This is a genomic window from Ectopseudomonas composti (assembly GCF_001567565.1).
Taxonomy (GTDB): Bacteria; Pseudomonadota; Gammaproteobacteria; order Pseudomonadales; family Pseudomonadaceae; genus Aquipseudomonas; species Aquipseudomonas composti_A.
Map to the genome: position 1 here is coordinate 86,985 of NZ_LSSW01000026.1, position 25,736 is coordinate 112,720.

At 63.3% G+C, this 25,736-nt stretch carries 27 protein-coding genes; 24 read left to right on the plus strand and 3 right to left on the minus strand.

Features of this window, described 5'->3' with window-relative positions; translation table 11 throughout:
• Nucleotide 1 precedes the first annotated feature (1 nt).
• The gene (gene lolD, locus PCLY_RS14355) at nt 2-703 is read left to right on the plus strand and encodes a lipoprotein-releasing ABC transporter ATP-binding protein LolD (protein WP_061240331.1); all 702 of its coding nucleotides are present in this window, start codon (nt 2-4) and stop codon (nt 701-703) included.
• Complete coding sequence (locus PCLY_RS14360) at nt 703-1,947, plus strand: lipoprotein-releasing ABC transporter permease subunit (RefSeq protein ID WP_061240332.1); 1,245 nt, start codon at nt 703-705, stop codon at nt 1,945-1,947. The genes lolD and PCLY_RS14360 overlap by 1 nt, the downstream gene beginning before the upstream one ends.
• A gap of 35 nt (nt 1,948-1,982) precedes the next feature.
• On the opposite strand, the gene PCLY_RS14365 is transcribed toward PCLY_RS14360, so the two are convergent.
• The gene (locus tag PCLY_RS14365; RefSeq protein ID WP_061240333.1) at nt 1,983-2,513 is read right to left on the minus strand and encodes a DUF2062 domain-containing protein; all 531 of its coding nucleotides are present in this window, start codon (nt 2,511-2,513) and stop codon (nt 1,983-1,985) included.
• A gap of 116 nt (nt 2,514-2,629) precedes the next feature.
• Between PCLY_RS14365 and PCLY_RS14370 the strand changes: the two genes are divergently transcribed.
• The 8 genes from PCLY_RS14370 to murB all read left to right on the plus strand — a co-directional run bounded on the left by PCLY_RS14370 (nt 2,630) and on the right by murB (nt 9,440).
• A complete protein-coding gene (locus PCLY_RS14370) occupies nt 2,630-4,855 on the plus strand; it encodes a DNA internalization-related competence protein ComEC/Rec2 (RefSeq protein WP_197432189.1) in 2,226 nt (741 codons plus the stop codon).
• A 72-nt stretch (nt 4,856-4,927) separates the two neighbouring features.
• Complete coding sequence (locus PCLY_RS14375; RefSeq protein WP_061240335.1) at nt 4,928-5,560, plus strand: MotA/TolQ/ExbB proton channel family protein; 633 nt, start codon at nt 4,928-4,930, stop codon at nt 5,558-5,560.
• On the plus strand, nt 5,557-5,985 hold the full coding sequence (locus PCLY_RS14380) for an ExbD/TolR family protein (RefSeq protein WP_061240336.1): 429 nt from the start codon (nt 5,557-5,559) through the stop codon (nt 5,983-5,985). Before PCLY_RS14375 ends, PCLY_RS14380 begins: the two co-directional genes overlap by 4 nt.
• Entirely contained in the window at nt 5,986-6,987 is a 1,002-nt protein-coding gene (gene lpxK, locus PCLY_RS14385) for a tetraacyldisaccharide 4'-kinase (RefSeq protein WP_061240337.1), read from the plus strand.
• A 22-nt stretch (nt 6,988-7,009) separates the two neighbouring features.
• Nucleotides 7,010-7,195, plus strand: a complete 186-nt coding sequence (locus tag PCLY_RS14390; RefSeq protein ID WP_013714804.1) for a Trm112 family protein — start codon at nt 7,010-7,012, stop codon at nt 7,193-7,195.
• Nucleotides 7,196-7,960 carry a 3-deoxy-manno-octulosonate cytidylyltransferase gene (gene kdsB, locus PCLY_RS14395; RefSeq protein WP_061240338.1) on the plus strand — a complete coding sequence of 255 codons (765 nt, stop codon included), beginning with the start codon at nt 7,196-7,198 and terminating at the stop codon, nt 7,958-7,960. It begins immediately after the preceding gene.
• Complete coding sequence (locus PCLY_RS14400; RefSeq protein ID WP_061240339.1) at nt 7,960-8,424, plus strand: low molecular weight protein-tyrosine-phosphatase; 465 nt, start codon at nt 7,960-7,962, stop codon at nt 8,422-8,424. Before kdsB ends, PCLY_RS14400 begins: the two co-directional genes overlap by 1 nt.
• Nucleotides 8,421-9,440, plus strand: coding sequence for a UDP-N-acetylmuramate dehydrogenase (gene murB / locus PCLY_RS14405; RefSeq protein ID WP_061240340.1), 1,020 nt, complete (start codon nt 8,421-8,423; stop codon nt 9,438-9,440). The genes PCLY_RS14400 and murB overlap by 4 nt, the downstream gene beginning before the upstream one ends.
• A gap of 114 nt (nt 9,441-9,554) precedes the next feature.
• Here murB and rne read toward each other — a convergent pair whose 3' ends face one another.
• Nucleotides 9,555-12,578, minus strand: coding sequence for a ribonuclease E (gene rne / locus PCLY_RS14410; protein WP_061240341.1), 3,024 nt, complete (start codon nt 12,576-12,578; stop codon nt 9,555-9,557).
• 577 nt (nt 12,579-13,155) lie between these two features.
• On the opposite strand from rne, the gene rluC reads away from it, so the two are divergent.
• From rluC to sppA, 3 genes are read left to right on the plus strand one after another with little or no spacing between them, the layout of a single operon-like run.
• Nucleotides 13,156-14,109 carry a 23S rRNA pseudouridine(955/2504/2580) synthase RluC gene (gene rluC / locus PCLY_RS14415; RefSeq protein WP_061240342.1) on the plus strand — a complete coding sequence of 318 codons (954 nt, stop codon included), beginning with the start codon at nt 13,156-13,158 and terminating at the stop codon, nt 14,107-14,109.
• Nucleotides 14,102-14,797 (plus strand): HAD-IA family hydrolase, encoded by a 696-nt coding sequence (locus tag PCLY_RS14420; RefSeq protein ID WP_061240343.1) that lies wholly within the window; start codon nt 14,102-14,104, stop codon nt 14,795-14,797. The genes rluC and PCLY_RS14420 overlap by 8 nt, the downstream gene beginning before the upstream one ends.
• A complete protein-coding gene (sppA, locus tag PCLY_RS14425) occupies nt 14,787-15,764 on the plus strand; it encodes a signal peptide peptidase SppA (RefSeq protein WP_061240344.1) in 978 nt (325 codons plus the stop codon). Before PCLY_RS14420 ends, sppA begins: the two co-directional genes overlap by 11 nt.
• Before the next feature lie 43 nt (nt 15,765-15,807).
• On the opposite strand, the gene PCLY_RS14430 is transcribed toward sppA, so the two are convergent.
• A complete protein-coding gene (locus tag PCLY_RS14430; RefSeq protein WP_061240345.1) occupies nt 15,808-16,389 on the minus strand; it encodes a Maf family protein in 582 nt (193 codons plus the stop codon).
• A 370-nt stretch (nt 16,390-16,759) separates the two neighbouring features.
• Between PCLY_RS14430 and PCLY_RS14435 the strand changes: the two genes are divergently transcribed.
• From PCLY_RS14435 to PCLY_RS14485, 11 genes are all read left to right on the plus strand, one after another.
• Nucleotides 16,760-17,287 (plus strand): YceD family protein, encoded by a 528-nt coding sequence (locus PCLY_RS14435; protein WP_061240346.1) that lies wholly within the window; start codon nt 16,760-16,762, stop codon nt 17,285-17,287.
• A gap of 13 nt (nt 17,288-17,300) precedes the next feature.
• A complete protein-coding gene (gene rpmF, locus PCLY_RS14440; RefSeq protein WP_003245185.1) occupies nt 17,301-17,483 on the plus strand; it encodes a 50S ribosomal protein L32 in 183 nt (60 codons plus the stop codon).
• A gap of 3 nt (nt 17,484-17,486) precedes the next feature.
• Entirely contained in the window at nt 17,487-18,497 is a 1,011-nt protein-coding gene (gene plsX, locus PCLY_RS14445) for a phosphate acyltransferase PlsX (protein ID WP_082768082.1), read from the plus strand.
• A 126-nt stretch (nt 18,498-18,623) separates the two neighbouring features.
• On the plus strand, nt 18,624-19,562 hold the full coding sequence (gene fabD, locus PCLY_RS14450) for an ACP S-malonyltransferase (protein ID WP_061240347.1): 939 nt from the start codon (nt 18,624-18,626) through the stop codon (nt 19,560-19,562).
• A 15-nt stretch (nt 19,563-19,577) separates the two neighbouring features.
• A complete protein-coding gene (fabG, locus tag PCLY_RS14455) occupies nt 19,578-20,321 on the plus strand; it encodes a 3-oxoacyl-ACP reductase FabG (RefSeq protein ID WP_003245179.1) in 744 nt (247 codons plus the stop codon).
• Between the two features lie 228 nt (nt 20,322-20,549).
• Nucleotides 20,550-20,786 carry an acyl carrier protein gene (gene acpP / locus PCLY_RS14460; protein ID WP_003245177.1) on the plus strand — a complete coding sequence of 79 codons (237 nt, stop codon included), beginning with the start codon at nt 20,550-20,552 and terminating at the stop codon, nt 20,784-20,786.
• A 111-nt stretch (nt 20,787-20,897) separates the two neighbouring features.
• Nucleotides 20,898-22,142 carry a beta-ketoacyl-ACP synthase II gene (fabF, locus tag PCLY_RS14465; RefSeq protein ID WP_061240348.1) on the plus strand — a complete coding sequence of 415 codons (1,245 nt, stop codon included), beginning with the start codon at nt 20,898-20,900 and terminating at the stop codon, nt 22,140-22,142.
• On the plus strand, nt 22,142-22,957 hold the full coding sequence (gene pabC, locus PCLY_RS14470) for an aminodeoxychorismate lyase (RefSeq protein WP_061240349.1): 816 nt from the start codon (nt 22,142-22,144) through the stop codon (nt 22,955-22,957). Before fabF ends, pabC begins: the two co-directional genes overlap by 1 nt.
• A gap of 3 nt (nt 22,958-22,960) precedes the next feature.
• On the plus strand, nt 22,961-24,016 hold the full coding sequence (mltG, locus tag PCLY_RS14475; protein ID WP_061240350.1) for an endolytic transglycosylase MltG: 1,056 nt from the start codon (nt 22,961-22,963) through the stop codon (nt 24,014-24,016).
• Between the two features lie 9 nt (nt 24,017-24,025).
• The gene (tmk, locus tag PCLY_RS14480; protein ID WP_061240351.1) at nt 24,026-24,658 is read left to right on the plus strand and encodes a dTMP kinase; all 633 of its coding nucleotides are present in this window, start codon (nt 24,026-24,028) and stop codon (nt 24,656-24,658) included.
• A complete protein-coding gene (locus PCLY_RS14485) occupies nt 24,651-25,643 on the plus strand; it encodes a DNA polymerase III subunit delta' (protein WP_061240352.1) in 993 nt (330 codons plus the stop codon). The genes tmk and PCLY_RS14485 overlap by 8 nt, the downstream gene beginning before the upstream one ends.
• The last annotated feature ends 93 nt before the right edge of the window (nt 25,644-25,736 follow it).

The following is a 25,736-nucleotide window of genomic DNA, read 5'->3' on the forward strand; positions in this document are numbered from 1 at the left end:
CATGAATCAGAACGCCATGAAACAGCACAATGCCGTGCTCAGCTGCCGCAACCTGAGCAAGCGTTACGACGAGGGTCCCGAGTCGGTGGTGGTGCTCGATGGGCTCGAACTGGAACTCTTACCGGGCGAGCGCGTGGCGATCGTCGGCAGTTCCGGCTCTGGCAAAAGCACCCTGCTGAACATGCTCGGCGGCCTGGATACGCCAAGCGAGGGCAGCGTCTGGCTGGCCGGCGAGCAACTGTCGGCACTGAGCGAGACTGCGCGCGGGCTTTTGCGCAACCGCGCATTGGGCTTCGTCTACCAGTTTCACCACCTGCTGGCCGAGTTCACCGCGCTGGAGAACGTCTGCATGCCGCTGCTGATTGGCAAGACGTCGATTGCCGAGGCGCGTCAACGCGCGACTGCGTTGCTCGAACGCGTTGGCCTGGGGCATCGATTGAGTCATAAACCGTCCGAGCTGTCCGGTGGCGAGCGTCAGCGTGTGGCAATTGCCCGCGCCCTGGTCAACCGGCCCGGCCTGGTACTGCTCGACGAGCCAACCGGCAACCTCGATCAGCACACCGCCGAAGGCATTCAGGAGTTGATGCGTGAACTCAGCCGCGACTCCAATACCGCGTTTCTGGTGGTGACCCACGACATGCAGCTGGCACGCCAGATGGATCGCGTGCTCAGCCTGCAGGACGGCAAACTGGTGACCCTCTGATGTTTCGTCCGCTGAGTATCTTCATCGGCGCTCGCTACACACGGGCCAAGCGCCGCAACCATTTCATCTCCTTCATCTCGCTGACATCGATGATCGGCCTGGCGCTCGGCGTGCTGGCGATGATCGTGGTGCTGTCGGTCATGAATGGCTTCCAGAAGGAGATGAGCTCACGCATCCTCGGCATGGTGCCGCACGCCATGCTCTACGGTACCGAGCCGGTCGTCGACTGGCGTGCGTTGGCGGCCAAGGCCATGGCCAATCCGCAGGTGCAGGCCGCCGCGCCCTATGCCGAGCTGGAGGGTATGCTCTCGCATCGCGGGCTGATGCAGCCGATCCAGATCCACGGCATCGACCCGGCAGAAGAAGACAAGGTGTCGATTCTGCCCGAGCACATCCGCCAGGGCAGCCTGAGCAATCTGCAGCCCGGCGAATTCGGCGTGGTGATCGGCGACATCACCGCGCGGCGCTTCGGCTTGCAGGTGGGCGACAAGCTGACCTTGATCATCCCTGAGCTGAGCAGCGCTCCCGGCGGTGTCACCCCGCGCATGCAGCGCCTGAACGTTGCGGCGATATTCAAGGTCGGCGCCGAGCTGGACAGCTCGCTGGCCCTGATCAACGTCGCCGACGCAGCCGCCATGCAGCGTCTGCCGGAAGGCACGGTGCCGGGTATTCGCCTGGCGCTGAAAGATCTGTACCAGGCGCCGCAGGTATCCAAGGCACTGGCTGCCGAGTTGGGCGCGGGTTACCGCGCCGACGACTGGACCCACACCCAGGGCAGCCTGTTCAGTGCGATGAAAATGGAGAAGACCATGATCGGTCTGCTCCTGCTGCTGATCGTCGCGGTGGCGGCGTTCAACATCATCGCCACCCTGATCATGGTGGTCGCCGACAAGAGCGGTGATATCGCCATTCTGCGCACCTTGGGCGCCACGCCGCGACAGATCATGGCCATTTTCATGGTGCAGGGCTCGGTCATCGGCCTGGTCGGCACGCTGATCGGCACGGTGCTGGGCGTGCTGGCAGCGCTCAATGTCAGTGCGCTGGTGGCCTGGCTGGAGTCGTTCGCCGGGCAGCAGGTGTTGAGCTCCGATGTGTACTTCATCAGCAGCCTGCCATCTGACCTGCAGTGGCTGGACGTGGCGCTGATCTGCTCGGCAGCGCTGATCTTGAGCTTCCTTGCCACGCTCTATCCTTCATGGCGGGCAGCCCAGGTGCAGCCGGCCGAAGCGCTGCGCTACGAGTGACAAAAAAGCCGTCGGATTCGACGGCTTTTTTCGTTCTAGCCTTGCTGTGTCTGGCGGCGGCGTTCCTGGCGTTTGCGCCAGCTGCGCTGCACCCACCAGCGCCAGTACAACATGGTCAGCACGTAGCCGAGTGCGGCGAGAATCAGGCCGGATACGAACGAGCCCAGCAGCAGCGGCTTCCACAGCAACGACAGCTCGGCGGTGATCCACTCCAGGCTGAGGTGGCTGGGCATGCGCACGGCGGGTGAGTTGCTCAGCCAGGCGCCGAATTTGTAGGTGCAGTAGAACACCGGTGGCATGGTGATCGGGTTGGTCAGCCAGACTAGGCCAATGGAGATCGGCAAGTTGGCGCGCAACGGGATGGCCACCGCGGCGGCGGCCAGCATCTGCATGGGCATGGGGATCATCGCCCAGAACAGGCCGATGGCCATGCCACGGGCTACCGAGTGACGGTTTAGATGCCAGAGATTGGGGTCGTGAATCAGTTTGCCGAGAAAGCGCAGGGACTTGTTACCCTTGATGCTGTCAGGGTTTGGCATGTAGCGCTTGAATAAACGACGCGGCATGAAGAGTCTCTGGGCAGGCAAAAAGCGCCGATATTATGCACGGAATCACCATCGCCAGCGCTTTCATATTGTGACCAGAGGTGAGTATTGGATCTGCTCACCAGCAGGGAGGAGTCATGCGGACAGGGATGTTGGCGCTGGCCTTGGGCCTGCTCACTTTGCGCTTTCTGCCAAGCCTGCCGCCGACGTGGCTGCTCCTGGCGGCCGCCTGCATCGGCCTGGCATTGCTGTTCTCACGGCTCTTTGCGCTGGGTTTGTTTGTGCTGGGATTGGCCTGGGCCTGCAGTTCGGCGCAATCGGCGCTGGATGATCGTCTCGATCCGCAGCTCGATGGCCGTACGCTGTGGCTGGAGGGACGGGTGGTCGGGCTGCCGGAGGTGTCCGCTGGTGTAGTGCGCTTTCAGTTCGAAGAGGCGCACTCGCGGCGCGCCGAGTTGCCGAAAAGAATGCGCCTGGCCTGGTACGGCGGGCCCATGGTGCAGGGCGGCGAGCGCTGGCGTGTCGCGGTCAACCTGAAGCGCCCGCATGGGCTGGTGAACCCTCAGAGCTTCGATTACGAAGCCTGGTTGCTGGCTCAGCGCATTGGCGCCACGGGGACGATCAAGTCGGGTGAGCGTCTGGCCGCGGCGACGGGATTCGGCAGTTGGCGCGACAGTCTGCGTCAGCATCTGCTGGCCGTGCCGGCATTCCAGCGCCAAGGCGCCATTGCCGCGCTGGTACTTGGGGATGGATCCGGTCTGAGTACGAATGACTGGCGTCTGCTGCAGCACACCGGAACGGTCCATCTGATGGTCATTTCCGGGCAGCACATCGCGCTGCTGGCAGGTTTTCTCTATGGGCTGGTGGCATTGCTGGCCAGAGTCGGCGCCTGGCCAGCGCGCCTGCCCTGGTTGCCCTGCGCCTGTGCGCTGGCCTTGAGCGGGGCCTTGGTCTACGGACTGCTGGCTGGTTTCGAGGTGCCGGTGCGCCGAGCCTGCGTGATGGTCGCGCTGGTACTGCTTTGGCGCATGCGCTTTCGTCATCTGGGCGCCTGGTGGCCACTGCTGTTGGCCTTGCTCGTGGTGCTGCTGCTGGAGCCGCTGGCATCCTTGCAGCCGGGTTTCTGGTTGTCGTTCTCGGCGGTGGCGATTCTTGCCCTGGTGTTCGGCGGCCGGCTCGGCGCCTGGGGTTGGTGGCGTGGGCTGACGCGTGCGCAGTGGACCATGGCGATTGGCCTGTTACCGATGATGCTGATTCTGGGTTTGCCGGTGAGCAGCAGCGGACCGCTGGCCAATCTTATTGCCGTACCCTGGGTTGGAGTGGTTGTGGTGCCGCTGGCGCTGCTGGGGACGCTACTGTTGCCCGTGCCGCTGGTGGGCGAGGGGCTTCTGTGGCTGGCCGGCGGTGCGCTGTACCTGCTCTTCGAGTTGCTGGCTGTCATCGCCACTTGGCTGCCCGCCTGGTTACCGAGCAACCTGCCGCTGTGGGCCTGGTTGTTGGCCGCGTCGGGAGCGTTGTTGCTTCTGCTGCCGGCCGGGGTACCGCTGCGCCTGCCAGGCATTGCGCTGCTGTTGCCTGCATTGTTCCTGCCCGCGCAGCAACTCGATGATGAGCGGGCCGATGTCTGGGTGCTGGACGTAGGGCAGGGACTGGCAGTGCTGGTGCGCACCCGCGAACATGCCTTGTTGTACGACGCGGGACCACGCTTCGGTGATTTCGACACCGGTGAGCGCATCGTCCTGCCTTCCTTGCGCGCACTCAATCTGCGGCGCCTCGACCTGATGCTGCTCAGCCACGCCGACAATGATCACGCTGGCGGTGCAGCTGCGATCAAGGCTGCAATGCCGGTCGCCCGGGTGATCAGCGGAGAGCCGCAGCGACTGGAAGCGACGCTTGGCGCCGAAGCCTGCGAGTCGGCGCCGTCCTGGCAGTGGAATGGCGTGATGTTTCGCGTGTGGCAGTGGGAGCAGGGCAGAACCGGCAACCAGCGCTCCTGCGTGCTGCAGGTCGATGCGGCGGGCGAGCGGCTGTTACTGACCGGGGATATCGACGTCCAGGCCGAGCGTGCCCTGCTGCAGGGCGATCTCCCGCTGGCCTCGCGCTGGCTGCTGGCGCCGCATCACGGCAGTCGTACGTCATCGAGTCAGGCCTTCATCGATGCCGTCGCGGCGCAGCATGTGCTGATCACTCGCAGTCGCCACAATGCGTTCGGTCATCCCCATCCGCAGGTGCTGGCGCGCTACCAGGGTGCAGGCGTCGAAGTGCATGACACTGCATTGCGCGGCGCCCTGCATATTCGCCTGGGCGAGCAGGCCGCACCGCGTGGGTTGCGAAGCGAGCCACGTTTCTGGCGGGAAAAATGAGAACAGCAGCGGTCGGCGGGCGTTGCGCCCTATGCTAGAGTGGCGCCACTTTTTTGAGGGGGAATCTCTACCGTGTGGGAACTGGTCAAAGCTGGCGGCTGGATGATGCTGCCGATCATTCTCTGTTCCATTGTCGCGGCCGGTATCGTTGCCGAGCGCCTGTGGACCCTGCGGCCCGCCCGCGTTACCCCGGCCAATCTGCTGGCCCAGGTGTGGCGCTGGATCAAGGACAAGAAGCTCAACAACCAGAAACTCAAGGAGCTGCGTGAGCATTCGCCACTCGGGCAGATCCTCGCGGCTGGCCTGGCCAACTCCAAGCATGGTCGCGAGATCATGAAAGAGTGCATCGAAGAGGCCGCAGCACGCGTCATCCACGACCTGGAACGCTACCTCAATGCCCTTGGCACCATTGCCGGTATCGCGCCGCTACTGGGCCTGCTCGGCACCGTCCTGGGCATGATCGAGATCTTCAGCTCCTTCATGGGCTCGGGCATGGCCAATGCGCCGGTGCTCGCCGGCGGTATCTCCAAGGCGCTGATCACCACGGCTGCCGGCCTGATGGTGGCGATCCCGGCACTGTTCTTCCATCGTTACCTGCAGCGTCGTGTCGACGAGTTGGTCGTGGGCATGGAGCAGGAGGCGATCAAGCTGGTGGAGATGGTACAGGGTGATCGCGACGTCGACCTGGGCGAGGGCAAGGCGTGAAATTCCGGCGCAAACCGCGGGAGAACGTCGAGATCAACCTGGCCCCGTTGATCGACGTGGTGTTCATCCTGCTACTGTTTTTCGTGGTCACCACCACCTTCACTCGTGAAACCCAGCTCAAGGTCGACTTGCCCGAGGCTGCCAGCGGTACGCCGCCCGAGCAGACCGAGCTCAAGCAGGTCGAGGTGATGATTGGCGCCGACGGGGCTTATTCGGTGAACGGCAAGGCGCTGCTGGAGAGCAATCTGAGCAATCTGATGGCTGCGCTGCAGAAGGAATCCGCTGGCGACAACAGTCTGCCGCTGATCATCAGTGCCGATGGCAAGACGCCGCACCAGTCGGTGATCACCGCCATGGATGCTGCCGGCAAGCTGGGCTTCGCGCACCTGCGCATCACCACGGTGGAAGCACAGGAAAGTCCGTAAGTGAGCGCTGCCGATCGCCTGCTCGAGGCCTGGTATCGCGGCCACCCGGCGCTGTCGTTGCTGCGCCCGCTGGAGTGGCTGTATCGCCGCGTGGTGCAGGCCAAGCGCGCGCGTTTCCTGGCTGGCGAGGGCGATATCTATCGTGCGCCGGTGCCGGTGCTGGTGGTGGGCAACATCACCGTCGGCGGTACCGGCAAGACGCCGCTGATCCTCTTTCTAATCGAACACTGCCGCGCCCGTGGCCTGAGGGTTGGCGTGGTCAGCCGTGGCTATGGTGCTACGCCGCCGAGCCTGCCATGGCGCGTGCGGGCCGAGCAGCCAGCCGCGCAGGGCGGTGACGAGCCGCTGCTGATCGTCCAGCGCAGCGGCGTGCCGCTGATGATCGACCCGGATCGCAGCCGCGCCGTGCGTGCGTTGCTGGCCGAGGAACCATTGGACCTGATCCTCTGCGACGACGGTCTGCAGCACTACCGTCTGGCGCGTGATCTGGAGCTGGTGCTGGTCGACGCTGCGCGCGGTCTGGGTAATCGCCGCTGCCTGCCGGCTGGGCCTTTGCGCGAGCCGGCCGAGCGCCTGGACGAGGTGGATGCCGTGCTGTTCAACGGCGCCGAGGCCGATCGCACAGGCGGCTACGCCTTTCGCCTGCAACCGACTGCGCTGGTCAACCTGGCCAGTGGCGAGCGCGTCGGCCTGGATCACTTCCCGCCTGGCCAGCGCGTGCATGCCGTCGCCGGTATTGGCAACCCGCAACGTTTCTTCAATACCCTCGAAGCGCTAAACTGGCGGCCGGTTCCGCACCCCTTTGCCGACCATGCCCAGTACGATGCCGCGCGGCTCAGTTTCGAGCCGCCGCTGCCACTGCTGATGACGGAAAAGGATGCGGTGAAATGCCGGGCCTTCGCTGCCGCCGACTGGTGGTACCTAGCCGTCGACGCCGTGCCTACGCCGGCTTTCGTCGATTGGCTGGATGTGCAGCTGACCCGCCTCATACCGGGGTCTTGATGACCCCATCAAGGACTCCGCCATGGACCTTAAACTGCTCGACATCCTCGCCTGCCCGATCTGCAAGGGCCCGCTGCAGCTTTCCGAAGACAAGACCGAACTGATCAGCAAGGGGGCCGGCGTGGCTTACCCGATTCGCGATGGCATTCCGGTGATGCTGGAAAGCGAAGCGCGCACGCTGAACACCGATGAGCGTCTGGACAAGTAAATGAGCGCAGCCTTCACCGTCGTCATTCCCGCCCGTTACGCCTCCACCCGTCTGCCCGGCAAGCCGCTGCAGGACATCGCAGGCAAGCCCATGGTGCAGCACGTCTGGGAGCAAGCGAAGAAGAGTTCGGCCCAGCGCGTGGTGGTCGCCACCGATGACGCGCGCATCGTCGAAGCCTGCCAGGCCTTTGGTGCCGAGGTGCTGCTGACCCGCGAGGATCACAACTCCGGCACCGATCGCCTGGCTGAAGTCGCCACCCAGCTCGGTTTGCCGGCCGATGCCATCGTGATCAACGTGCAGGGCGACGAACCGCTGATTCCGCCTGTGATCATCGATCAGGTGGCCGCCAACCTGGCGGCCAACCCGCAGGCCGGGATCGCCACGCTGGCCGAGCCCATCGAGGACGTCGCCGCGCTGTTCAACCCCAATGTGGTCAAGGTGGTTGCCGACAAGAACGGCCTGGCCCTGACCTTCAGTCGCGCGCCGCTGGCCTGGGCTCGCGATGCCTTCGCCAAGAGCCGTGAGGTGCTGCCGCAAGGCGTGCCGTATCGTCGTCACATCGGTATCTACGCCTACCGCGCCGGCTTCCTGCATGACTTCGTCGCCTGGGGCCCGTGCTGGCTGGAAGACACCGAATGCCTGGAGCAACTGCGCGCGCTGTACAACGGCGTGCGCATCCACGTTGCCGACGCCATCGAAGCGCCGGCTGCCGGGGTGGATACCGCCGAGGACCTGGAACGGGTTCGCCACCTGCTGGGGGCCTGATGAAGGTTCTTTTCGTCTGCCTGGGCAATATCTGCCGCTCGCCCACCGCCGAGGGCGTCTTCCGCCACAAGCTGCGCGCGGCCGGCCTGGAGGATCGTGTGCAGGTCGACTCTGCCGGGACCGGCGACTGGCACGTCGGCAAAGCGCCGGACAGCCGCACGCGGCAGGCTGCGTTGCGCCGCGGCTATGACCTGTCGGCGCAGCGTGCGCGTCAGGTCGAGGTCACCGACTTTCAGCGCTTCGACCTGATCCTGGCCATGGATCAGAGCAACCTGCGCAACCTCCAGGCATTGCGCCCGGCGAATGCCCGCGCCGATCTTGACCTGTACCTGCGCCGCTATGAGCTGGCGTTGGATGAGGTGCCTGATCCTTACTACGGCGGCGAAGACGGCTTCGAGCAGGTGCTGGATCTGATCGAGCAAGCCAGCGACGCACTGCTGGTGGAAATCAAGGGGTGTCTGTGAGCCTGAATCTGCAGAATGACGTTTCGCTCAAGGCCTTCAACAGCTTTGGCGTGGATGTGCGTGCGCGGCTGTTCGCCGAAGCGCATGACGATGGTGATGTACGCGAGGCGCTGAGTCTGGCGCTGCAGCAAGGTCTTCCGTTGCTGGTGATCGGCGGCGGTAGCAACCTGCTGCTCACCCGTGATGTCGAAGCGCTGGTGCTGCGCATGGCCGGTCGCGGCATTCGTATCCTCAGTGAGGATGGCGACCAGGTGCTGGTTGAGGCCGAAGCCGGCGAGCCCTGGCATCCCTTCGTGCAGTGGAGCCTGGCGCAGGGCCTGAGCGGCCTGGAAAACCTCAGCCTGATACCCGGGACCGTCGGCGCTGCGCCTATGCAGAACATCGGCGCCTACGGGGTGGAGATCAAGGATCTGTTCGCCGGCCTGACTGCGCTGGATCGGCAGACTGGCGAGCTGCGCGACTTTGGCCTGGAGGCGTGCGCCTTCGCCTATCGCGACAGCCTGTTCAAGCGTGAAGCCGGACGCTGGCTCATCTTGCGCGTGCGTTTCCGTTTGAGCCGCCTGGCTTCGCTGCGCCTGGATTATGGTCCGGTGCGTCAGCGTCTCGTGGAAATGGGTATCGAAGCGCCGACTGCGACCGATGTCAGTCAGGCCATCTGCGCCATCCGCAGCGAAAAGCTGCCCAATCCGGTGGAGCTGGGCAATGCCGGCAGCTTCTTCAAGAACCCGGTGGTGGCGTTCGAACTGGCCGAGCGCATCCGCGCCGAGCATGCTGACCTGGTCAGCTATCCGGCGGGCGACGGCCTGGTCAAGCTGGCGGCGGGCTGGTTGATCGAGCGGGCAGGGTGGAAGGGCTTTCGCGACGGCGATGCCGGCGTGCATCGTTTGCAGGCGCTGGTGCTGGTCAACTACGGCCAGGCGACGGGGGCGCAGCTGCTGCAGCTTGCGCAGCGCATCCAGGCCGATGTGCTAGCGCGTTTTGGCGTGGAGCTGGAGATCGAGCCCAACGTTCTCTAAGGCTTGCTCGTGTAGAAGCGGGCTGTTCAGAGTCCGTGCTTGCTTCACCGCGACAAAAAGCGGACATGAAAAAGGGGATGCCTAGGCATCCCCTTTTTGCTGACCGCAGAATGATCAAACCTGAGGTTTGATCTCCTCTTTCTCGGCCTGTGCTTCTTCTTCCGGCTGCGCTTGCTCTACCGCTTCGCTCGCATTCTGCTCGCTGGCATCAGGGCTTTGCTCGGCAGCTTGCTCAGCGGCAGGGGCGGTTTCGACAGCGACGGTTTCAGCCTCTGCCGGAGCGCTTTGCTCCACGACCGGCGCAGCTTCTTCCACGGCCGGCGCTGCAGCTGCAGCTTCGGCGGCTTCGCGGGCCAGACGCTCAGCTTCGCGCTTGCGGCGACGCACTTCACGCGGATCGTTCGGCGCGCGGCCAGAGGCAGTGACCGGAGCCGCTGTGGCGGCAGGCGCTTCCTCGGCAGGCGCTGGAGCAGGCTCCTGAGCGACTTCTACAGCCGGTTCGGCTTGCACGACCGCTTCTGCGGCAGGCTCTTGCACGTCAGCAGGGGCTTCGGCAGTGGCGACAGGCTCTGCCTCGACCGCGTTCTCTGCGGCCGGAGCGGCCTCGACCACTTCACTCACGGTAGCCTCGGCTTGCGCCTCGACCGGTTGAGCGACAGGGGCTTCTTCAGCCTGAGCAACTGGTGCTTCGGTGGCCGGCGCTTCGCTGGCAACGCTTTCGCTGCTGTCGACGCTTTCTGCAACCACGGCGGCAGCAGTGGCTACGGCAGCCGGAGCCGCGGCTGGCGCTTCGTTACCTGCAGCTTCGCTGTTCTCGGCGCTTTCGATCAGGTTGCCATCGGCATCACGCTGACGTTCGCGACGGTTGCTGCGACGGCGCTGGCCACGCGAACGGCGGCGCGGACGCTCGCCATCGTTGTTGTCCTGCTCATCGTCCTGCAGTTGCTCCTCATTCGGCAGGGCTTCGTCCTGCACGGCTTCGGCCTGCTCGGCGCGTGGCTGACGCTCTTCGCGCGGCGGACGCTGACGCTCCTGGCGCTCGCCACGTGGCTGGCGCTCGGCGCGCTCTTCACGTTGCTCGTTAGCGGCAGCATCCAGCGGTTCGCGCAGTTCACGTACGCGCTCTTCACGCGGTGCACGCTCTTCGCGCGGCTTGCGCTCGCGGCGGTTTTCCTGGCCTTCACGCGGCTCGCGTGGGGCGCGTTCTTCGCGCGGAGCACGCTCTTCGCGAGGCTGGCGCTCTTCGCGCGGTTCACGAGGCTGACGTTCTTCACGCGGGGCGCGTTCTTCACGAGGCTTGCGCTCTTCGTCGCGACGACCACCACGATTGCGGCTCTGCTGGCGACCATTGCGGCGCTCTTCGCGCGGCGGACGCTCGCTGCTCTTCTTCTCGACGACTGCTGGCTGGGCTTCTTCTTCCTTGCCGGCGAACAGGCTGACCAGCGACTTGACCAGGCCCTTGAACAGGCTCGGCTCAGGCGCCTTGGTCGGGGCCAGTGGTGCCGGTTGCGGCTCGGCGGCGACCGGTGCGCTGCTGCGCGGTGCGGCCTTGATCGCGGCTTCCTGGCGAACCAGGGTGCGCGTGGCGGCCGCCGGCTGGGCAGTCGCTTCTTCGGTTTCGGCAGTGGCGGCGATTTCGTAGCTGGTCTGGCCACTCAACGCTTCCGGGCTGTCGTCACGCAGGCGCTGGACTTCGAAGTGCGGGGTTTCCAGGTGATCGTTCGGCAGGATCACGATACGCGCACGGGTGCGCAGTTCGATCTTGGTGATCGAGTTGCGTTTCTCGTTGAGCAGGAAGGCAGCGACCGGGATCGGTACCTGGGCACGCACTTCGGCGGTGCGATCCTTCAGCGCTTCTTCTTCGATCAGGCGCAGGATGGCCAGCGACAGGGATTCGACGTCGCGGATGATGCCTTGGCCGTTGCAGCGCGGGCAGACGATGCCGCTGGTCTCGCCGAGCGACGGACGCAGGCGCTGACGGGACATTTCCAGCAGGCCGAAGCGCGAGATGCGACCGACCTGAACGCGGGCACGGTCGGCTTCCAGGGCTTCACGCACCTTCTCTTCGACGGCGCGCTGGTTCTTCGCCGGGGTCATGTCGATGAAGTCGATGACGATCAGGCCGCCGATGTCACGCAGACGCAGTTGGCGGGCGATTTCCTCGGCCGCTTCCAGGTTGGTCTGCAGGGCGGTTTCTTCGATGTCGCTGCCTTTGGTGGCGCGCGCCGAGTTGATGTCGATGGAAACCAGGGCTTCGGTCGGGTCGATGACGATGGAGCCGCCGGACGGCAGCTTCACTTCACGCTGGAAGGCGGTTTCGATCTGGCTTTCGATCTGGAAGCGGTTGAACAGCGGCACGCTGTCTTCGTACAGCTTGATCTTGCTGGCGTACTGCGGCATCACCTGCTGGATGAAGCTCAGGGCTTCTTCCTGGGCTTCGACGCTGTCGACCAGCACTTCGCCGATGTCCTGGCGCAGGTAGTCGCGGATGGCGCGGATGATGACGTTGGATTCCTGGTAGATCAGGAACGGGGCAGGGCGGCTGGTGGAGGCTTCCTTGATGGCGCTCCACAGTTGCAGCAGGTAATCGAGGTCCCACTGCATTTCTTCGCTGGAGCGGCCCAGGCCGGCAGTGCGCACGATTAGGCCCATGTCGGCCGGCGCGTTGAGGCCATTCAGCGCTTCACGCAGTTCGTTGCGCTCTTCGCCTTCGATGCGGCGGCTGATGCCACCAGCACGCGGGTTGTTCGGCATCAGCACCAGATAACGACCGGCCAGGCTGATGAAAGTGGTCAGGGCAGCGCCCTTGTTGCCGCGCTCCTCTTTCTCGACCTGGACGATGACTTCCTGGCCTTCCTTGAGCACGTCCTTGATGTTGACGCGGCCGCCTTCGGGGGCTTTGGAGAAGTATTCGCGGGAGATTTCTTTGAGTGGGAGGAAGCCGTGGCGTTCGGAACCGAAATCGACGAAAGCGGCTTCAAGGCTGGGTTCAACGCGGGTGATGCGGCCTTTGTAGATGTTGGCCTTTTTCTGTTCGCGGGCGCCGGACTCGATGTCCAGGTCGTAGAGTTTTTGGCCATCTACTAGGGCAACACGCAACTCTTCAGGCTGAGTTGCGTTAATTAGCATTCTTTTCATGTGGTACCAATGGGTTCCGGGCTAGCGGAAGCCACGTTAGGCACACACGACTCTCAGGGTCGGTGTCAGGCGCGTCAGAAACGGTCGTAAATCGTTCCTCTGTCTAGCGACGGTCAGCCAATATCGGCTGCGGTCGCGACGGACGTCTCCTGCTTGCTGTGGTGACAGAAAGCACTCAGTCAGGAGGAGGAATCAACTGGCGGTAGCGGACGAGATAAGGCGTCTTTGATCAAGCGATGTGCTACGCAGTCCTACAGTTGTACATCTCCACCCTACACGTATCGCTGAAAATCGGGTGCCGCGCGCGGATTCCGCAGCGGTTGTCATTTACCGCGACCGCCCGGCGGGCGAATCGCGCATCATACTCAAGGCTTTATTTCCGAAGTCTTCGTGGCCTTTTGCGGCCTTTCTAACCTGAAGAATCCGTCGGACGGCCTCACGTCCCAATAGGTTTGCGCGGGCAGGGGATGGCAAGTTTGGCAATCATCCGCAAGCCAGTCCGCTTTTGGCGGCGTTCGCGACTATAGCAGCAATGATTAAGTGCTTCAATTCCATAAAAAATTGTTATGATTGCGCGATGACTACTCCTGCCTCTCCAACCTCCGGCGTTCAGCTGATCGAGGTTGCACCGGAACTCGCCGGCCAACGCATCGACAACTTCCTCAGGACACAGCTCAAGGGCGTGCCCAAGACCCTGATTTACCGCATTCTGCGCAAGGGTGAAGTGCGTGTTAACAAGGGGCGCATCAAGCCCGAGTACAAGCTTCAGGCCGGCGACATCGTGCGCGTGCCGCCGCTACGCCTGGCTGAGCGCGATGAGCCCGAACCGCTCGCGCAGGGGCTGCTCGAGCGCCTCGAAGCGGCCATCGTCTTCGAGGACAAGGCGCTGATCGTGCTGAACAAACCGGCTGGCATCGCCGTGCACGGCGGCAGTGGCCTGAACTACGGGGTGATCGAGGCGTTCCGCCAGTTGCGCCCCGATGCCAAGGATCTGGAACTGGTGCACCGTCTGGACCGCGATACGTCGGGCCTGCTGATGATCGCCAAGAAACGCAGCATGCTGCGTCATCTGCATGAAGCGCTGCGCGGTGATGGTGTCGACAAGCGTTACATGGCGCTGGTGCGCGGCCATTGGGCGACGGCCAAGAAGCAGGTCAATGCGCCGCTGCAGAAGAGCAACCTGCGCTCCGGTGAGCGCATGGTCGAGGTCGATGATCAGGGTAAGGAGGCGCTGACGCTGTTCCGTGTGCTGCGCCGCTTCGGCGAGTTCGCCACCCTGGTCGAGGCCAAGCCGATAACCGGGCGTACCCATCAGATTCGTGTGCATGCCAAGCATGCCGGGCACTCCATTGCGGGTGACTCCAAGTACGGCGATGACGAATTCACCCGTGAGATTCGCGAGCTGGGCGGCAAGCGTCTGTTCCTGCATGCCTATGAGCTGCATGTGCCGCTGCCCGATGGTGGTGTGCTGAAGCTCGAGGCGCCGGTGGACGATATGTGGGCCAGGACCCTGGAGCGCTTGAGTGCCTGACTATCAGCTGCTGATCTTCGATTGGGATGGCACGCTGGTTGACTCCATCGGCCGCATCGTCGAGGCCATGCATCGCGCTGCTGACGTGGCGGGTGTGCCGCGCTGCAGTGATGGTGCAGTGCGCGGCATCATCGGTCTGGAGCTGGGCGTGGCGATTCGTACGCTCTATCCGGAACTCGACGAAGCGCCGCGCATCGAAACCATCCGTCGTGCCTACAGTGAGCAGTATCTGGCGCTGGAGACCGAGCCGTCACCGCTGTTCGAAGGCGTGCGCGAGTCGCTCGAAGTCTTTCGTGAGCAGGGCTATCGTCTTGCGGTAGCGACCGGCAAGGGGCGCAAAGGGCTGCATCGGGTGCTGGCTGACAAGGGTTGGCTGGATTACTTCGATATCACCCGTTGCGCTGACGAGACGGCGAGCAAGCCGGATCCTTTGATGCTGCACGAGATTCTCGCGCATTGCCGCATGCTGCCCGAGCAGGCATTGATGGTGGGGGATTCCACCTTCGATCTGCTGATGGCGCGCAACGCCGGTATGGATGCGGTAGCGGTCGGCTTTGGTGCGCAGCCGCTGTCGGTGCTGCGCGAGTGTTCGCCGCGTTTGGCGATCAACGAATTCAATGAGCTGCGTGCGTGGCTGGAAGGCCGTCACGCGCAGCATCTAACCGGGGAGAGAGAACATGTCGGATGAGTGGAAGTCATCGTCTTCGTCGGGCGAGGATGCCAAAAGCTGGAAGCTGCTGGAGAAGGCGCTGCTGTCCAGTGTTCAGGAGCAGCGTCGTTCGCGCCGCTGGGGCATTTTCTTCAAGCTGTTGACCTTTATCTATCTGTTCGGTGCGCTGGCGCTGGTGCTGCCGATGCTCGACCTGAAGTCGGCCTCGACCACTACCGCGCATACGGCGCTGATCGAAATTCGCGGCATGATCGCCGATCGCGAGGAGGCCAGTGCCGACAAGGTGGTGAGCAGTCTGCGTGCGGCTTTCGAGGACACCAACACCAAAGGTGTGATTCTGCGCATCAACAGTCCGGGTGGCAGTCCGGTGCAGTCCGGTTACATCTATGACGAGATTCGTCGTTTGCGCGCCGAGTATCCGCAGACCAAGGTCTATGCGGTGATCAGTGACCTGGGCGCTTCCGGTGCTTATTACATCGCCAGTGCGGCCGATGAGATCTATGCCGACAAGGCCAGTCTGGTTGGCTCCATAGGTGTCACGGCCGCCAGCTTCGGTTTTGTCGATACCATGCAGAAGCTCGGTGTCGAGCGTCGTGTCTATACCTCCGGCGAGCACAAGGCCTTCCTCGATCCGTTCCAGCCGCAGAAGGAAGAGGAAACCCGCTTCTGGAAGACCGTGCTGGACACCACTCATCGCCAGTTCATCGATAGTGTGAAGAAGGGGCGCGGTGATCGTCTCAAGGCTGACGAGCATCCCGAGTTGTTTTCAGGTCTGGTCTGGTCCGGTGAGCAGGCGCTGCAGTTGGGCTTGATCGACGCGCTGGGTAGCGCCAGCTATGTGGCGCGTGAGGTGATCGGCGAGAAGGAAATGGTCGATTACACGCAGCGTGACACGCCGTTCGATCGTTTCGCCAAGCGCCTGGGTACCAGTGTGGCGGATCGCATTGCGCTGTGGATGGGCTTTCAGGGGCCAACGCTGCGCTGATGTCCAGACAAGGCCCGCGCAGCGGGCCTTGTTCGTTGATGGCTCAGGGAATCTCGACGCCTTCGTTCAGCAGCATGTCCACCAGGCGAATCAGTGGTAGGCCGACCAGGCTGGTCGCGTCCTCGCCTTCGGTGCTGCGGAACAGGCTGATGCCCAAACCTTCGGACTTGAAGCTGCCGGCGCAGTCGAATGGCTGCTCGCGCAGCAGGTAGCGCAGGATCTGCGTGTCGCTCAGCGGGCGAAAATGCACGGTGAAGGGCACGCAATCTACCTGGCAGTTGCCGTTACTGGCGTTGAACAGCGCCAGGCCGGTCAGGAAGGTAACGCTGCTGCCGCTGGCGGCGCGCAGTTGCTGCTGGGCTCTCGGCAGGTCGTGGGGTTTGCCGAGTATCTGTCCGTCGCCGAGCACCGCAACCTGGTCCGAGCCGATGATCAGGTGGTCGGGGTGGCTGGCGGCCAGGGCGCGGGCTTTTTCTTCGGCCAGGCGTTTGACCAGGTCGATGGCAGCTTCGCCGCTCTGGCGGGTTTCGTCGATGCTCGGCGATTGCCAGGTGAAGGGTAGTTGCAGGCGTTCGAGCAGCTCGCGGCGGTAGGGTGAGCTGGAGGCGAGCAGCAGCGCGGACATGTTCTCTTCCTTTATATGGGTAGGCGGGCAATTCTACTGATCGCCAGTGCTTGAGGGCACCTCTAAACGTAGGCGACGACTGCGGGGTGCAGGAGTAGGGCGAAGCAGGAGGCCCGAGCCGAGGCGGCCAGCGCTATGCCGATGGTGGCTCTACAAGGCAGGCGAAAAGGCGCAGTTTACCTGTTGTAGATGAGCCTTTGATTCGCTTCGCTCACCCCCTTTCGGGGTCGTGCTAAGGCGCGTTCAATCCTCGGTTGCGGGCCTGTTTTTAACGCCGCGATGGCAGCGCGGGTAGTTTTTTGAGCGGCCCTTGAAGACAGGCTGAATTTCCTTTGACACGGACAGGGTGCATCCCTAGAATGCTGCGCCTATGTTGAATGGGCCGATTCCACCTCACGTTGATCCGCGCAAGCTCGCCGACCGCGAAGCTACCCTCGAAGGGCAGCTCGATCTGGCCAGCCTGCCGCGTCTCTGCGACCCGCTTGCCGATACGGCAGGTCAGGTGCAGGCGAAGTTTCACTTCGCCCGTGATGAGCAGAAAACTGTGGTTATCCGCAGTGAGCTCGAGGTTGAGGTCAAAATGGTCTGCCAGCGTTGTCTGGAGCTGGTCGCGCTACCCATCCGCAGCGAATGTGAATACGCCGTGGTCCGGGTTGGAGCGAACACTCAGTCCTTGCCGAAGGGCTACGACGTGCTGGAAGTGGGTGAAGAGCCGCTGGAGCTGTTTGGTCTGGTCGAGGATGAATTACTTCTCGCCCTGCCGATCGTTCCTGCTCATGCCCCAGGTGATTGCCAGCAGCCGGACGGTCTCGATGAGCCCGAGCCGGGCGAGGACGAGGTATCGCGGTCCAACCCGTTCAGTGTATTGGCGCAGTTAAAGCGTGACCCAAACGTTTAGGAGTTAATGAGTTATGGCTGTTCAGCAGAACAAAAAATCCCGTTCCGCCCGCGACATGCGTCGTTCGCACGACGCTCTCGAGGCCAGCACCCTGTCCGTAGAGAAGAGCACCGGTGAAGTTCACCTGCGCCACCACGTTTCTCCGGAAGGCGTTTACCGCGGTCGCAAAGTGATCGACAAGGGCGCTGACGAGTAATCCTTGTCCGCCTCGATCATCGCGATTGATGCAATGGGTGGGGACTTCGGTCCCCACTGCATTGTCCCGGCCTGCATTTCTGCGTTGGCCGAATTCCCCTCGCTGCACCTGGCCCTCGTCGGTCAAGCTCCCCTCATCGAAGAACAGCTCGCTCGCCAGTCCGGCGTCGATCGCTCGCGTCTGCAGGTTCATCACGCCAGTGAAGTGATCGGCATGGACGAACGTCCGGCCCAGGCGCTGCGTGGCAAGCCAGATGCTTCGATGCGCGTGGCGCTGGAGTTGGTGCGTCAGCGTCAGGCGCATGCCTGTGTCAGTGCGGGCAATACCGGCGCGCTGATGGCGCTCTCGCGTTATGTGCTGAAGACGCTGCCGGGCATCGATCGGCCGGCGATGGTCAGCCCGATTCCCACCGAGCGCGGTCACTGCTACCTGCTGGACCTGGGCGCCAATGTCGATTGCAGCGCCGAGCATCTCTATCAGTTCGCGATCATGGGCGCCGTGGCGGCCGAGACGCTGGGTGTGTCTTGGCCACGCGTCGCCTTGCTCAATGTCGGCACCGAAGACATCAAGGGCAATCAGCAGGTCAAGCTGGCGGCCAACATGCTGCAGCAGGCTCATGGGCTGAACTTCATTGGCTACATAGAGGGCGATGGCATGTATCGCGGCGAAGCCGATGTCGTGGTATGCGACGGTTTCGTGGGCAATATCCTGCTCAAATCCAGCGAGGGCCTGGCCAAAATGATCACCGGGCGGGTCGAGACGCTGTTCAGCGACGGGTTGTTCGCTCAGGCGATTGGTGCCCTGGCGATGCCGCTCTTGCGTCGCCTCAAGGCCGACCTGGCGCCGGCGAGGCACAATGGCGCGAGCTTCCTCGGTCTGCAGGGCATCGTGGTCAAGAGCCATGGCGCGGCAGGGCAGGAGAGTTTTCAGAGTGCCATTCGCTGCGCGTTGCGCGAAGTGCAGGAAAATCTGCCGCAGCGACTGCATGGTCGCCTTGAGGATCTGTTGCTGTAAACTCGTCACGTTTTCAGGGCGCTGGCTGCGACGGAATGTGACCGCGGCACGCTGCCTGTCATCCAACTGTCAGTTTGCTGCGCCAGGCTCGCCTGGCGCTGGTTTTTCGACTCAAGGGACTTATTCATGTCTGCATCCCTCGCATTCGTCTTCCCCGGTCAGGGTTCGCAAGCCCTGGCCATGCTCGCCGATCACGGCGCCCAGCAGAAGCTGGTGCTCGATACGTTTGGCGAAGCTTCCGAAGCGCTCGGCTACGACCTCTGGGCGCTGACCCAGCAGGGCCCGGAAGAGCAACTGAACCAGACCGACAAGACCCAGCCGGCCATTCTCACTGCCTCCATCGCCCTGTGGCGTCTGTGGCAGGCCGAGGCTGGTGCCAAGCCGGCGTTCGTCGCAGGTCACAGCCTGGGTGAATACTCCGCGCTGGTCGCCGCTGGCAGCATCGCTTTCGCCGATGCCGTCAAGCTGGTTGAGCGTCGCGGTCAATTGATGCAGCAGGCCGTTCCGGCCGGGCAGGGCGGCATGGCCGCCATTCTCGGCCTGGAAGACGCCGACGTGCTGGCCGCCTGCGCCGAAGCGGCGCAGGGCGATGTGGTCAGTGCGGTGAACTTCAACGCACCTGGTCAGGTAGTGATCGCCGGTAGCGCCGCTGCTGTCGAGCGCGCCATCGAGGTGTGCAAGGCCCGTGGCGCCAAGCGTGCCATGGCGCTGCCGGTCAGCGTGCCGTCGCATTGCGCGCTGATGAAGCCGGCTGCCGAGCGTTTTGCCGAGTCGGTGGAAGCGCTGAGCTGGCAGGCACCGCAGATTCCGCTGGTGCAGAACGTCAGCGCGGCCGTGGTATCTGATCTGGCTACGCTGAAAGCCGACCTGCTGGCGCAGCTGTACAGCCCGGTGCGCTGGGTCGAGTCCATGGTGCGTCTGTCCGAGCAAGGCGTGACCGAGCTGGTCGAGTGCGGCCCGGGCAAGGTGCTGAGCGGTCTGAACAAGCGCTGCGTCAAAGGCATCAACACTTACAACCTGGATACCCCCGATGCTTTCGCCGCTGCTCGCGCTGCGTTGGCTTGAGAAAGGAGAACGAACATGAGTCTGCAAGGTAAGGTCGCGCTGGTTACTGGCGCCAGCCGTGGTATCGGTCAGGCAATTGCCCTGGAACTGGGTCGTCAGGGCGCTATCGTGATTGGCACCGCTACCAGTGCCTCGGGTGCCGAGCGCATTGCCGAAACCCTCAAGGCCAATGGCGTCGAAGGCGCCGGTCTGGTGCTCGACGTGAGCAACGACGAATCGGTTGCTACCACCCTCGAACACATTCAGCAACATCTTGGTCAGCCGCTGATCCTGGTCAATAACGCCGGTATCACCCGCGATAATCTGATGCTGCGCATGAAGGATGACGAGTGGCATGATGTCATCAATACCAACCTGAACAGCCTCTACCGTCTGTCCAAGGCTGTGCTGCGTGGCATGACCAAAGCGCGTTTCGGGCGCATCATCAACATCGGCTCCGTCGTTGGGGCCATGGGTAATGCTGGTCAGGTCAACTACGCTGCTGCCAAGGCCGGCCTGGAAGGCTTCAGTCGCGCTCTGGCGCGTGAAGTGGGTTCGCGCGGTATCACGGTCAACTCGGTGGCGCCTGGTTTCATCGACACCGATATGACCCGTGAGCTGCCGGAAGGCCAGCGCGATGCGTTGCTGACGCAGATTCCGCTGGGTCGTCTGGGTCAGGCTGAAGAGATCGCCAAGGTGGTCGGTTTCCTGGCTTCCGATGGCGCTGGTTACGTCACTGGGGCTACTATCCCGGTGAACGGCGGTATGTACATGAGCTAAAAAGGGCGCCTCTGAATGTTCGGAGGCACTCGAATGTGACGCGAGCCATCAGAAAACTGTCATAGTGGCTGTCTAAAATCCGTTATAAAGCTGCAACAGGTTTATAGACAGATCGTTGAAGTGTTCCTGGGGGCTCCCCGGCATTCAGCTTGAAATGCTAAAAACCCTTTCTATACACTTGGCCGCTACCAGCTGCCTGGATTTGTCCAATAGGAGTGAAAACAAGGTATGAGCACCATCGAAGAACGCGTCAAGAAAATCGTTGCTGAGCAACTTGGCGTCAAGGAAGAGGAAGTCACCAACAGCGCTTCCTTCGTTGAAGACCTGGGTGCCGACTCTCTTGACACCGTTGAGCTGGTGATGGCTCTCGAGGAAGAATTCGAGACCGAGATCCCGGACGAGCAAGCTGAGAAGATCACCACCGTTCAGGAAGCGATCGACTACGTGACTGCCCACGCGCAATAAGTCACCGTCAGCTTTCTGACTGAGAAAAGCCGCACTGCCCTAATCAGGCGTGCGGCTTTTCTTTACGTGCAGGGCGCATGTCGCGCCTGAGTAGAACAAGAGGAGATTGCTGTGTCGCGTAGACGCGTCGTGGTTACCGGTATGGGCATGTTGTCGCCGCTGGGTAACGATGTGCCGAGCAGCTGGCAGGGCATTTTGGCCGGGCGCAGTGGCATCGGTCTGATCGAGCATATGGACCTGTCCGCCTACTCCACCCGTTTTGGCGGATCGCTCAAGGGCTTCAACGTCGAGGAATATCTGTCCGCCAAAGAGGCGCGCAAGCTCGACCTGTTCATCCAGTATGGTCTTGCTGCCAGCTTCCAGGCTGTGCGTGATTCCGGGCTGGAAATCACCGACGCCAATCGTGAGCGGATCGGTGTGGTCATGGGCTCCGGCATCGGCGGCCTGACCAATATCGAGAACAACTGCAAATCGTTGCATGAGCAGGGGCCGCGACGTATTTCGCCGTTCTTCGTGCCTGGCTCGATCATCAACATGATTTCCGGCTTCCTGTCGATCCACCTGGGTCTGCAGGGGCCGAACTATGCCATCGCCACGGCGTGCACCACCGGCACGCATTGCATTGGCATGGCCGCGCGCAACATTGCCTACGGCGAAGCCGATGTGATGGTTGCAGGCGGCGCCGAGATGGCAGCCTGCGGCCTGGGTATGGGCGGCTTCGGTGCCGCGCGCGCGCTGTCGACGCGCAACGACGAGCCGACCAAGGCCAGCCGTCCGTGGGACAAAGGCCGCGACGGCTTCGTGCTGTCCGACGGCTCCGGTGCCCTGGTGCTGGAAGAGCTGGAGCACGCCAAGGCGCGTGGCGCCACCATCTACGCCGAGCTGATCGGCTTTGGCATGAGTGGCGATGCCTTCCACATGACTTCGCCACCCGAAGATGGTGCGGGGGCAGCGCGCTGCATGTCGGCGGCCCTGCGTGATGCAGGCATCAATGCCGATCAGGTGCAGTACATCAACGCGCACGGCACCTCGACCTCTGCCGGTGACAAAGCTGAAGTCGCAGCGGTGAAAAGCGTGTTCGGTGATCACGCCCACAAGCTGTCGGTCAGCTCGACCAAGTCCATGACCGGTCACCTGCTCGGTGCTGCGGGCGCGGTGGAAGCGATCTTCTGCGTGCTGGCGCTGCGTGATCAGGTCGCACCGCCGACCATCAACCTGGACGAGCCGGACGAAGGCTGCGACCTGGACTTCGTGGCGCACCAGGCCAAAGCCATGCCGATCGAAATCGCCCTGTCGAACTCCTTCGGTTTTGGTGGCACCAACGGCTCGCTGCTGTTCCGTCGGTACCACGGCTGATGCTGAGCTGGGTCAACGGCGCGCCCGGCGAGCAGTTGTCGGTTCGTGACCGTGGCCTGGCTTACGGCGATGGTCTGTTCGAGACCATCGCTGTGCGTGGCGGGCGCATCCCGCTACTGGCGCGGCATATGACGCGCCTGGCCGATGGTTGTCGGCGGTTGTCCATCCCCCTCGATCTGCTCCTCATGGAGCGTGAGCTGCAGGCGTTCGCCCAGCAGGTGGGTGAGGGTGTGGCCAAACTCATCGTCACCCGCGGCGAGGGGCAGCGCGGCTATGCGCCACCACAACCCTGTCAGCCACTGCGCATCCTGCAGGCCGCAGCGGCGCCGCAGTACCCCGTTGCCCATGCCGAACAGGGCGTGCGTCTATTTCCCTGTGCCACTCGTTTGGCCGAGCAGCCGGCGCTGGCCGGGCTCAAGCATATCAATCGACTGGAGCAGGTGTTGGCGCGCGCCGAGTGGCAGGACGCCGACTGCGCCGAGGGCCTGATGCGGGACAGCAGTGGGCGGGTCATCGAGGGCGTTTACAGCAATCTGTTTCTCGTCGTCGACGCTGGGCTGGTGACGGCCGATCTGTCGCGCTGCGGCGTGGCCGGGGTGATGCGAGCCGAGATCCTGCAGCAGGCGCGGGTGCTCGGGTTATCCATCGAGTTACGCGATATTTCCCTCGACGAACTGCTGGATGCCGATGAAGTCTTTCTCTGCAACAGCCTTTACGGCATCTGGCCTGTACGGGCGCTGCAAGAGCGACACTGGTCGGTCGGGCCGCTCACCCGTAAACTGCAGGCCATCGTCTGCGACCTACTGAGTAAATAACTGGTGCTACGCAAGATCTTGGTGCTGCTCGAGTGCGGCGTGCTACTGGCTGCGCTGCTGGTAGTCGTTGCCGCCTGGCAACAGCAGAGGGCGCTCGAACAGCCCCTGCATCTGAATGAAGAAATGCTTCTGGAAGTGCCCTCTGGCGCGACCCCGAGCGGGTTGCTCAATCGCCTCGAAGCGCAGGGCGTGATCGACAACGCCTTCTGGTTGCGTCTTTACTGGCGTTTCAATCTGCGTGGTCCGGCCATGCACAGCGGCGAATATCGCCTGCTTCCACAGCAGACTGCGCGAGACATGCTTGGCCTGTGGCAACGTGGCGAGGTGGTGCAGTACAGCCTGACGCTGGTCGAGGGCTGGAATTTCCGGCAGGTGCGTGCGGCCCTGGGACGCCAGGAGCGTCTGGAGCAGCGTCTGGCCGATCTCACCGATGCCCAGTTGATGGAGCGCCTGGGCATGGCCGGGCAGAATCCGGAGGGGCGTTTCTTTCCCGATACCTACCGCTACGTGCGTGGCATGAGCGACGAGGACCTGCTCAGGAAGGCCAGCGCGCGCCTGGAAAGCGTACTGGACGAAGAGTGGCAGCAGCGTGCCGAGGGCTTGCCGTATCGCGAGCCCTACGATGCGCTGATCATGGCCTCGATGATCGAGAAGGAAACCGGCGTGCCCGAGGAGCGTGGCGAAATCGCCGGTGTGTTCGTCCGCCGTCTGCGCATGGGCATGCGCCTGCAGACCGACCCAACGGTGATCTACGGTATGGGCGAGCGCTATAACGGCCGCATCACCCGCGCCGACCTGCGTACGCCGACGCCCTATAACACCTACACCATCGACGGCATGCCGCCGACGCCCATCGCCATGGTCGGCCGCGAGGCGATCAACGCTGCGCTCAACCCGCTCGATGGCCGCTCTCTGTATTTCGTCGCGCGAGGCGACGGTAGCCACGTGTTCTCCAACACCCTGGCCGAGCACAATCGCGCGGTGCGCGAGTATCAGCTCAAGCGTCGCGCCGACTATCGCTCCAGCCCCGCGCCGCGCGCGGCGGCCGAAACTGAATAAGGGCAATCCGTGACCGGTCTGTTTATTACTCTGGAAGGCCCGGAAGGCGCCGGCAAGAGCACCAACCGCGAGTACCTGGCCGAGCGCCTGCGCGAGCGCGGCATCGACGTGCTGCTGACCCGTGAGCCCGGCGGTACGCCACTGGCCGAGCGTATCCGTGAGCTGCTGCTCGATCCCAGTGACGAAGCGATGACAGCCGATACCGAGCTGCTGCTGGTTTTCGCTGCCCGCGCCCAGCATCTGCAACAGGTGATTCGCCCTGCATTGGCCAAGGGCTGTGTGGTGCTGTGTGATCGTTTCACCGATGCCACCTACGCCTACCAGGGTGGTGGCCGTGGTCTTAGCATCGAGCGCATCGCCCAGCTGGAACAGTTCGTCCAGGGTGAGCTGCGCCCTGATCTGACGCTGATCTTCGATCTGCCGATCGAGATCGGTCTGGCTCGTGCTGCGGCTCGTGGACGTCTGGATCGTTTCGAGCAGGAAGGCCGTGGTTTCTTCGAAGCCGTGCGTCAGGCCTACCTGCAGCGCGCCGCGCAGGCGCCACAGCGCTATCGCGTGCTGGATGCCGGGCAGACCCTGGCCCAGGTACAGGGCGATATCGATGCCTTGCTGCCGAGCCTGCTGGAGGCCTGCCGTGGCTGAGGTCTATCCCTGGCAGCAATCGCTCTGGCAGCAGCTGGCCGGACGCACGCAGCATGCCCATGCCTATCTGCTGCATGGCCCAACCGGTATCGGCAAGCGCGCGCTGGCCGAGCGTCTGATGGCGCGCCTGCTGTGCCTGGCACCCAATGGCCTGGATGCCTGCGGTAACTGCAAATCCTGTCATCTGCTGGCTGCCGGTACCCACCCGGACAACTTCGTGCTCGAGCCCGAAGAAGCGGACAAGCCGATCAAGGTCGATCAGGTGCGTGAGCTGGTCGAGTTCGTGGTGCAGACCGCGCAGCTTGGCGGACGCAAGGTGGTGCTGCTGGAACCGGCCGAGGCGATGAACCTCAATGCCGCCAATGCGCTGCTGAAAAGCCTTGAAGAACCCTCCGGCAATACCGTGCTGCTGCTTATCAGCCACCAGCCCAGCCGTCTGCTGCCGACCATCAAGAGCCGTTGCGTGCAGCAGGCCTGTCCGTTGCCGAGCGAGGCGATGAGCCTGACCTGGCTGGCCCAGGCGCTGCCCGAGCTGGGTGATGATGAGCGCGCCGACCTGCTGACTCTAGCGGCGGGGTCGCCACTGGCTGCCGTTCGCCTGCAGGCTCAGGGGGTACGCGAGCAGCGCGCGCAGGCAGTGGAGGGGGTAAAGAAACTGCTCAAGCAGCAGATTTCGCCGAGCCAGTTGGCGGAAAGCTGGAATGCGCTGCCGCTGAATCTGCTGTTCGACTGGTTCTGTGACTGGGCGCAGCTGATGCTGCGCTACCAGCTGACCAAGGACGAGGACGGGCTGGGCCAGGCCGACATGCGCAAGGTGGTGCAGTACCTGGCGGACAAAAGCGCGCAGGCCAAGGTGCTGGCCATTCAGGAGTGGCTGCTGATGCAGCGGCAGAAGGTGATGGGTAAAGCCAACCTCAATCGCGTGTTGCTGCTGGAGGCCTTGCTGGTGCAGTGGGCCGCTCTACCGGGACAGGATCGCGGTTGAGCCGAGTCGGGTAGCAGGATTCGGCAGGCCGTCACATTCTGCTGGCTGCCTGCCACCCGGTTGTTTGCGCATGAGTATGAACAGGCCCTAGAA